This is a genomic window from uncultured Caballeronia sp., from assembly GCF_964243625.1.
GTDB lineage: Bacteria > Pseudomonadota > Gammaproteobacteria > Burkholderiales > Burkholderiaceae > Caballeronia.
This window is the reverse complement of record NZ_CAXTGZ010000253.1, coordinates 1-8224: the sequence shown is the minus strand read 5'-3', so window position 1 is coordinate 8224 and position 8224 is coordinate 1. Positions and strand designations below refer to the sequence as shown.

Genomic DNA, 8224 nt, shown 5'->3' with positions numbered 1-8224 from the left:
ATCGATGCCTTGCTGCAGAAGGAATCCGAGCACGTCAACGGCGAGGACAAGGGCGAGACCGACATCATCCTGCTCACGCACGAAACGGTTGAAAAGGAAATCAACGCAGCGATCACGCAGATCGAAGCGCTCTCCACGGTGGTTTCGAAGGTGACGAAACTGCGCATGGAAGGAATGAAATAAGGCCCTGAAATGAACTACATCTCGACCCGCGGCGCCGGCATAGGCGAGCGCCATACTTTCTCCGATATCCTTCTCGGCGGTCTCGCCAAGGATGGCGGCCTGTATCTGCCCGCTGAGTACCCGCGCGTCACGGCGCAGGAACTCGACGCGTGGCGCTCGCTGCCTTATGCGGATCTCGCTTACGAAATCCTGCGCAAGTTCAGCGACGATATCCCTGACGAAGACCTTCGTTCGCTCACCCGCCGCACCTACACCGCGCAGACGTACAGCAACGTTCGCGATCACGAAAGCGCGTCGCAGATCACGCCGATCAAGACGCTTGGCGTGGAGAACGGTACGACCGTGTCGCTGCTGGAATTGTCGAACGGACCGACGCTCGCGTTCAAGGACATGGCCATGCAGTTGCTCGGCAACCTGTTCGAGTACACGCTCGCGAAGCACGGTGAGACGCTCAACATCCTGGGCGCCACTTCAGGCGACACAGGCAGCGCCGCCGAGTACGCCATGCGCGGCAAGCAGGGCGTACGCGTGTTCATGCTCTCGCCGCATCAGAAGATGAGCGCGTTCCAGACGGCGCAGATGTTTTCGCTGCAGGACCCGAACATTTTCAATCTGGCGGTCGTCGGCAACTTCGATGATTGCCAGGACATCGTCAAGGCTGTATCGAACGATCACGCGTTCAAGGCTGCCAACAAGATCGGTACGGTCAATTCGATCAACTGGGCCCGCGTGGTTGCGCAGGTGGTCTATTACTTCAAGGGCTACTTCGCCGCGACGAAATCGAACGCCGAGCGGGTGTCGTTCACGGTGCCGTCGGGTAATTTCGGCAACGTCTGCGCGGGACATATTGCGCGGATGATGGGCTTGCCGATCGAACAGCTCGTTGTCGCCACGAACGAAAACGACGTGCTGGACGAGTTTTTCCGCACCGGGATTTATCGCGTGCGCACGGCCGCCGAGACGTATCACACGACGAGCCCGAGCATGGATATCTCGAAGGCGTCGAATTTCGAGCGTTTTGTGTTCGATCTGCTCGGCCGCGATCCGGCCCGTGTACTGCAGCTTTTCCGTGACGTTGAGGAAAAGGGCGGTTTTGACCTCGCGGCAAGCGGCGATTTCGGGCGCGTGAAGGAATTCGGTTTCGTGTCGGGGCGCAGCAGCCATGCGGACCGGGTGGAAACCATCCGCGACGCATTCAGCCGGTACGACACCATGATCGACACGCACACGGCAGACGGCTTGAAAGTGGCTCGCGAACATTTGAAGCCGGGTGTCCCCATGATCGTGCTGGAGACAGCGCAGCCCATCAAGTTCGGCGAAACCATCCGCGAAGCCCTGCAGCGCGAACCGGAACGTCCGGCAGCTTTTATTGGCATGGAAGAATTGCCACAGAAGTTCGATATCGTCAAAGCTGACGCAGGCGTGGTGAAGGCGTATATCGCTGAGCGCGTGTAGGCAGGACACAGGCGGCGAGCGGCCTTCAGCGCCGCTTTGCCGTCCCGTTCCGCTGCAACGCCGCAAATCGTCGCAAAAACTGCTAAAATTGCAGGTTTTTCGCCGTACACCATTCAAAAGGACGCGCTGTGCTGTCTACTGCCAACATCACCATGCAATTCGGGCCGAAGCCCCTCTTCGAGAACATTTCGGTCAAGTTCGGGGAAGGAAATCGCTACGGCCTCATTGGGGCAAACGGCTGCGGCAAATCCACGTTCATGAAAATCCTGGGTGGCGACCTGGAACCGAGCTCCGGCAACGTGATGCTCGAACCGAACGTTCGCCTGGGCAAGTTGCGCCAGGATCAGTTCGCGTATGAAAACATGCGCGTGATCGACGTCGTCATGATGGGCCACACGGAAATGTGGAATGCCATGTCCGAGCGCGACGCCATTTATGCGAATCCGGACGCCACCGACGACGACTACATGCACGCCGCCGAACTCGAAGCGAAGTTTGCGGAATATGACGGCTATACCGCTGAAGCGCGTGCGGGCGAACTGCTGCTCGGTATCGGTATTGCAATCGAAGACCATGCCGGACCAATGAGCAACGTCGCGCCGGGCTGGAAGCTGCGCGTGCTGCTCGCGCAAGCGTTGTTCTCGAAGCCGGACGTGCTGCTGCTCGACGAACCGACCAACAACCTGGACATCACGTCCATCCGCTGGCTCGAGGATGTGCTGAACCAGTACAACTCGACCATGGTGATCATTTCCCACGACCGGCACTTCCTGAACCAGGTCTGCACGCACATGGCGGACATGGATTACGGCACGCTCAAGGTGTATCCGGGAAACTACGACGACTACATGCTGGCGTCGGCTCAGGCGCGCGAGCGTCAGGCGAGCGCGAACCAGAAGGCGAAGGATCGCGTGGCCGATCTGCAGGATTTCGTACGCCGCTTTTCGGCGAACAAGTCGAAGGCGCGCCAGGCAACGAGCCGCGCAAAGCAGATCGAGAAGATCAAGATCGAGGAGTTCAAGCCTTCGTCGCGTCAGAACCCGTTCATTCGCTTCGAGTTCGAGAAGAAGCTGCACAACATCGCGGTCGTGGCCGATGGCATCACGAAGAAATACGACCGGACCATCTTCAATCATCTCAATTTGAGCGTGCAGCCGGGTGAGCGGATCGCGATCATCGGCGAGAACGGTGCGGGCAAGACCACGCTGCTGCGCGCGTTGAAGGGTGCGATCGAACTGGATGGCGGTACGGTCAAGTGGGCGGAAAACGCGCTGATCGGCTACATGCCGCAGGACACGTACGAAGAGTTTCCGAACGACGAGACGCTGACCGACTGGGTCGATCAGTATCGTCAGGACGGGGACGACGACCAGATGGTGCGCGGCACGCTCGGGCGTTTGCTTTTCAACGCCGACGACATCAAGAAGTCCGTCAAGGTGCTGTCAGGCGGTGAAAAAGGCCGCATGATCTGGGGCAAGCTGATGCTCGGCCGCCCGAACGTCTTGCTGATGGACGAGCCGACCAATCACATGGACATGGAATCTATCGAATCCCTGCAGATTGCGCTCGAGAAATACGAAGGCACATTGATCTTCGTGTCGCATGACCGCGAGTTCGTGAACGGCTTGGCGAATCGTGTAATCGAAGTCAAGAACGACGGCACGATTCGCGATTTCGGCGGCACGTACGAAGAGCTTCTGGCGAGTCAGGGCATTCAGTAACACGACAGTCGAATAGCCGCATCCGAAGGGGTCCGCTTCGAAAGAAGCGGGCCCTTTGCGTTTTCAAGGCTGCGTTCGTGCCAGACAAGAGCTGCAACACAACCGCAACACAATCAACTGCAACACAATCAATCGCAAACACGTTCGCGAAAACGAAACGCAGCACAGTCGAACTTGATTGATAAATCGCAACATGGGTCTGTCTAACCTCCTGCAAGCTGAAAACTTTTGACCCAGGAGTTGAACCCCACATGACGCCTCTTTCCCACCTGACCATCCGCGGCCGCACCTTGCTTCCTGTTGTGCAGGGAGGCATGGGCGTTGGCGTTTCCGCGCACCGGCTGGCCGGCTCGGTGGCGAGGGAGGGCGCAATGGGTACGATCGCCAGCATCGACTTGCGCCACCACCATCCTGATCTGATGGAAATGTGCCGCATTGAACCGTCACAGGAAACACTGGAGACCGCGAACCAGACCGCCTTGCGCCGGGAAATCATCGCAGCGAAGGAGATCAGCGAAGGTCGCGGCATGATTGCCGTGAACGTGATGCGCGCAGTCGCATCGTATGCGGCGGCAGTGCAGACAGCCTGCGATAGCGGCGCGGACGCCATCGTGATGGGCGCGGGGCTGCCGCTCGATCTGCCGGACATGACGCAAGGTGTCGATATCGCGCTGATTCCCATTCTTTCGGACAGCCGGGGCATCGCGCTGGTGCTCAAGAAGTGGATGAAGAAGAACCGCCTGCCTGATGCCATCGTGATCGAACATCCGGCGCATGCCGGCGGTCATCTTGGCGTGGCAAGCGTCGCGGATATTCCGAGCGAGCGTTTCGATTTTGCGCGCGTGATCGAAGAAACCATGCTGACGTTCGATGCACTCGGCCTCAGCCGAACGCAGATCCCATTGATCGTGGCGGGGGGTATCGACAGTCATGCTGCGGTACGTCACTGGCTTGCAGCGGGCGCATCCGGTGTGCAGCTTGGAACGGCGTTCGCGGTTACCGAAGAAGGCGATGCGCATCCCGAATTCAAGCGCATTCTCGCCGATGCAAAACCTGAAGACATCGCTGAATTCGTGAGCGTGACGGGTTTGCCGGCGCGCGCCGTGAAGACGCCGTGGCTCCTGCGATACATGCGTCAGGAAACGAAGATTCGCGAGAAGATCGGCACGAAGCCGCAAGAATGTCAGTCGGGCCTGAACTGCCTGACTGCGTGCGGATGGCGCGACGGCATCGAAAAGTTCGGGCACTTTTGCATCGATGCCCGGTTGTCCGCGGCACTACGCGGCGATCGTCAGACCGGATTGTTTTTCCGCGGGCGGGAGGCGCTGCCGTTCGGTTCGGCGATTCGCAGCGTGCGCGAATTGCTCGACCTTCTGGTTGCGGACATTCGTCCTGCGGCGGCGCCGGCCTGAACGACGCCGGAGCAAACGCAATAGCGCGGCTTAGACCTTGTCGCGCGTGAAACGCATCGCCGAGCCGTCGCGGTTGATACGCTCCCAGATCGCGCGCTTTTCGTCGTCGCTCAGGAATACCCAGTTGGATACTTCCGAGGCGGTCCGGCCGCAGCCCTTGCAAACGTCGTCAAAGAGGGTGGAGCACACGCCAATGCACGGGCTGTCGGGTAAATCGTGAAGATTCGATGCCATAAGACGCCTGTAAAGCGGGCGCTGCACGTGTTAAACGGCAGCGCCTGCGCGGAAAGTGAACCCGATTTTACCGCGCAATGCTGTATCCGATCCGGGCGATCCAGTGTTGCCGCTGGTTGTAGTCGAGAATGTCCTCGCCGTAGCCGTTGAAATACCCCACCCACAGATAACCGCCCCATGCGCTGTTGATGAGCTTGGCAAGCGGGTACGTGAACTGGGCATCCACGCTGCCGTATTTCGCCTTCGTCCCTTTGCGCAAGGTCGCCGCGAGTTGCCAGCTTTCCGGGCTGCCGTACTTCACGAGCAAATCCACGTACCCGCGATAGTCCTGGATATCCTCGTTGCCGCTCTTTGTGATGTAGTAATAAACCTTCGGCGATATGGTCAGGTGGTTCGAGTTGACATCGCCGAAATCCCACGTCGGGCGGACGAACGCGATATTGATCGCGCGCGAATCGGCGCCGCTCTTGCCGTTCGATTCATGGCCGATACCCGCCGTCACGCCCATGCGCGACCAGAGCGAACTCTTCCAGCCCGTGTCCTGCAGGTAGTAGAACAGTTGCGGCTGGTAGCTGGTATCGCGAAAGGGTGCGGACTCTGCGGACAAGTCCCAGATCGAGGTCTGCGTGTACGCCAGGTACAGGTTGTCCAGGAAGCTGCGTGAGCGGGGATCGTCGGGCAGCATCAGGCGGTACTTGAAGCTGAACTGGAACTTGGCAAGGTTGTCGCCGTTCTGGCCATCGGCGAAATACATGGGTTCGAACGTCGATAAACGGCCGCTCAGCATGCGGTCGCTCGTGGGCGTCGGGACTGCCGATGTATTGGCCGCCGCTTCCGCGCTCGCAAGTTGCTGCGGCGTCTTTGCCTGCGTCTCGGCGGTCTCCGCGGCGACAACCTGGGCTTGCTTGTCGCCGCGGTTGAGCACGATCAGCATGGGCGATGAATCGAAACCCACCGGGTCGACTTTCACCGTGCCGCGCGCCGTGTCCGGCCACGGGGCCGAGTACTTGACCTTCCTGTATTGGCCGGGGCGCAGCGTGAGTCTGTCCGGCACGTTCGCTTCGCGATCGAGCGCCAGCGGTTTCGGCGGCAGATCGCCGTTGGTCAGCGTGACCGTGAGGTTGCGGGGGACGTCGATGGTGAGCGGCTTCTTGTCGTCATCGCTGTACAGCAGCGTGAGTTCGAGCGGCTGCTGAGCGGCTGCTTCCCGCACCGGTTGCAGCACCGAGACCGTGGCATGGGCCGTCGCGGTCCAGCAAAAGCCCAAGCCAAGCGCCGCTGCAAAAGGGGTAAGACGAAAAGCACGCGGAATACCGCGCAGTGGCAAACGATTGATGTGCTGCAGTGGGCCTTGGGCCATGAATCGATCGTCCTTGTGGCGTTGATTGGCATCGGGCGCGGCGATGCGGCAAAGGACGATAACCCCATTCTCCTTGCCGTCTGTTGAGCGCGGCTCACAACCGCAAAACGTCGCGGATTTCGCTCATCGCCGGGACTTGCAAGCCAGCGAATCTTCGAAATGCCGAATTGTAAACGCGATGAACGTTTATCTCGAAATACGGTGCAAAACGGGCAGCAACAGCAAGAAGCGATCCCGGGCAGCAAGAATCGACTGGTGGGATCTCGGTTAGCGCTGGAGTAACGTTGCGTCAAACGCGGCCGCTCAGACGTCCGTCACTAATTGCCACAGCAAAGCCACGTTCAACACGACGATAATCCCGGCGCACATCCACGCCAGCGCCAGCGGGATGCGTTTGACGCGCCAGCGGCCCATGAGGCCGGCATCGGAAGCGAAACGTACGAGGGGAATGACGGCCAGCGGCAGTTGCAGGCTCAAGACCACCTGACTCGCAACGAGCAACTGATTGGAACCGTGTTCGCCAAACGCGCCGACGGCAAGCAGCGCCGGTCCTATTGCAAGTGTGCGGGTCAGGAGCGCCCGAGCCCAGCGTGCAATTTTCAACTGCAGGAAACCTTCCATCACCGCCTGGCCCGCCAGCGTGCCGGTGACGGTCGCGTTCAGCCCGCAGGCGAGCAGCGCCGCTGCGAAGATGGCGCTCGCCCACTGGCTGCCGACAAGCGGGGCAATCAGGCGGTGTGCATCGGCGAGATCGCTGACGTCGTAGTGTCCGCTTGCGTGAAAAACAGCGGCGGCCACGATCAGCAGCGACGCATTCACCGTGAAAGCCAGGCTGAGCGATGCAAACGTATCGATGTTCACGCCTTTCATGGCGTCGGAGATGGCTTCGTCGTCGCCGCTTTTCGCGTGGTCCTTTACCAGCGCCGAGTGCAGGTAAAGGTTGTGCGGCATGACGGTCGCGCCCAGGATGCCGGCGGCGAGCCAGACCATGCCGGCGTCGCGCAAGAGCGCGGCGGGCGGCGCAAGGCCCGCGAGCGCGCCGCGCCACGAGGGATTGGCGAGCGCGAGTTCGACCACGAAACAAAAACCCACGAAAAAGATCAGCGTGGTGATGACGATCTGCAGCGGACGTTGGCCGCGGCTTTGCAGCGCGAGCATGGCGAACGTGCCCACGGCGGACATCAGCACGCCAACCGTGAGCGATACCCCCAGCAGCAGTTGCAATGCCACGGCGCTGCCGACGACTTCGGCGACATCGCACGCGATGATCGCGATCTCACAAGTGATCCAGAGGAAAACCGTGGTGCGGCGGCTATAGCGGGCGCGGCACAGTTGGGCGAGATCACGTCCGGTCACCACGCCGACTTTCGATGCCACCCATTGCAGCAGCAAACCCATCAGGCTGGCTGCCAGCACCACGCTCAGCAACTGGTAGCCGTACTTTGCGCCGCTGCCAAGCGCGGTGGCCCAGTTCCCCGGGTCCATGTAACCGACCGCAACCAGCGCGCCTGCGCCGATAAAGGAGAACCAGCGTCCGCGTACTCGGGGAGCGCCGTCGGGCGGTTCGCCGCGATGATTGAGGCCGGAGGCGGGAACGAGGTCGGACGGCGGATTGTCCGCAGAGCCAGTCTGGTCGAGAGCGGACGAATTCGTATTCATGCAGTCTGAGGCCTGTTTCCTATAACCGGAAATTCACGAAGCGGGTGGAAAAATGGCGAGTTCGGCAAGAGCAGTGCCGCGGCAAGCGTCGGTTCCGGCTGCGCAGCAACCAACGTTCCGCTCCGTGTAGTCAGCGGCAAATGCACGACAAAAACCTTCGATCCGATAACAACACGGCAATCTCCCCAATGATGACATTA

Annotated in this window: 6 protein-coding genes and 1 pseudogene; 4 read left to right on the top strand and 3 right to left on the bottom strand. The window is 60.3% G+C overall.

The window, feature by feature from the left end:
• The 4 genes and pseudogenes from ACFFAR_RS17670 to ACFFAR_RS17655 all read left to right on the top strand — a co-directional run.
• Positions 1-183 (top strand): annotated as a pseudogene (locus ACFFAR_RS17670) (homoserine dehydrogenase); the annotation flags it as partial.
• 9 nt (positions 184-192) lie between these two features.
• The gene (thrC, locus tag ACFFAR_RS17665; RefSeq protein ID WP_174365396.1) at positions 193-1638 is read left to right on the top strand and encodes a threonine synthase; all 1446 of its coding nucleotides are present in this window, start codon (positions 193-195) and stop codon (positions 1636-1638) included.
• A 128-nt stretch (positions 1639-1766) separates the two neighbouring features.
• Positions 1767-3359 (top strand): ABC-F family ATPase, encoded by a 1593-nt coding sequence (locus ACFFAR_RS17660; RefSeq protein ID WP_174363885.1) that lies wholly within the window; start codon positions 1767-1769, stop codon positions 3357-3359.
• 251 nt (positions 3360-3610) lie between these two features.
• Positions 3611-4771 carry a nitronate monooxygenase gene (locus ACFFAR_RS17655; RefSeq protein ID WP_174363884.1) on the top strand — a complete coding sequence of 387 codons (1161 nt, stop codon included), beginning with the start codon at positions 3611-3613 and terminating at the stop codon, positions 4769-4771.
• A 30-nt stretch (positions 4772-4801) separates the two neighbouring features.
• Here ACFFAR_RS17655 and ACFFAR_RS17650 read toward each other — a convergent pair whose 3' ends face one another.
• The 3 genes from ACFFAR_RS17650 to ACFFAR_RS17640 all read right to left on the bottom strand — a co-directional run bounded on the left by ACFFAR_RS17650 (position 4802) and on the right by ACFFAR_RS17640 (position 8024).
• A complete protein-coding gene (locus ACFFAR_RS17650) occupies positions 4802-5005 on the bottom strand; it encodes a DUF1289 domain-containing protein (RefSeq protein WP_174363883.1) in 204 nt (67 codons plus the stop codon).
• A gap of 67 nt (positions 5006-5072) precedes the next feature.
• Positions 5073-6365 carry a phospholipase A gene (locus tag ACFFAR_RS17645; RefSeq protein WP_082778759.1) on the bottom strand — a complete coding sequence of 431 codons (1293 nt, stop codon included), beginning with the start codon at positions 6363-6365 and terminating at the stop codon, positions 5073-5075.
• A gap of 303 nt (positions 6366-6668) precedes the next feature.
• Entirely contained in the window at positions 6669-8024 is a 1356-nt protein-coding gene (locus ACFFAR_RS17640) for an Nramp family divalent metal transporter (RefSeq protein WP_061999274.1), read from the bottom strand.
• Between the last annotated feature and the right edge of the window lie 200 nt (positions 8025-8224).